We start from the raw sequence: 546 nt of genomic DNA on the forward strand, positions 1-546 counted from the left end.
ATTTAATTGAAGCTGCGAATGCGTTTGGCTCTACCACATCACAAAAATTATTTAAAGTACAATTACCACTCGCAACCGGAACGATCATGGCTGGAGTGAATCAAAGTATTATGCTTTCGTTATCGATGGTTGTAACAGCTTCACTTGTAGGAGCGCCAGGTCTCGGCGTTGATGTATATCGCTCTGTAACACAAGTAAATATCGKAATGGGATTTGAAGCGGGACTAGCTATCGTCGTGATTGCGATTATATTAGACCGAATTACGCAAGGGTTTCATACAAAAAGAAAATAATTCAAAAAACACACTTTATACAACAAAGTGTGTTTTTTTGAATTCGAATTACATCCGAACAATAACAGAACCTCCAGCTGGTGCACAAACTTGGTTTTGCTGTTGTTCCATTGATTTTATTAAATGATTGTTTTCTTCGATTAAGGAGATTAACTTAGCTAATTGGCTTTCAAGGCTTGCGATGCGCTGCATCATATATTGAGAATCATGATACAGTGTATTTCTTACTGGATGGGGGGAGTAAGCATATTGT

Annotated in this window: 2 protein-coding genes; one reads left to right on the top strand and one right to left on the bottom strand. The window is 37.8% G+C overall.

The annotated features are described in order from the left end of the window. A partial coding sequence (locus AC1DTM_RS31145; protein WP_477001781.1) for an ABC transporter permease subunit occupies positions 1–293 on the top strand: 293 nt, incomplete at its 5' end. A 48-nt stretch (positions 294–341) separates the two neighbouring features. Here AC1DTM_RS31145 and AC1DTM_RS31150 read toward each other — a convergent pair. Further along, the coding region (locus AC1DTM_RS31150) for a hypothetical protein (protein WP_477001782.1) at positions 342–546 on the bottom strand (205 nt) is incomplete at its 5' end.

The organism is Bacillus sp. P4_D3, from assembly GCF_056401855.1.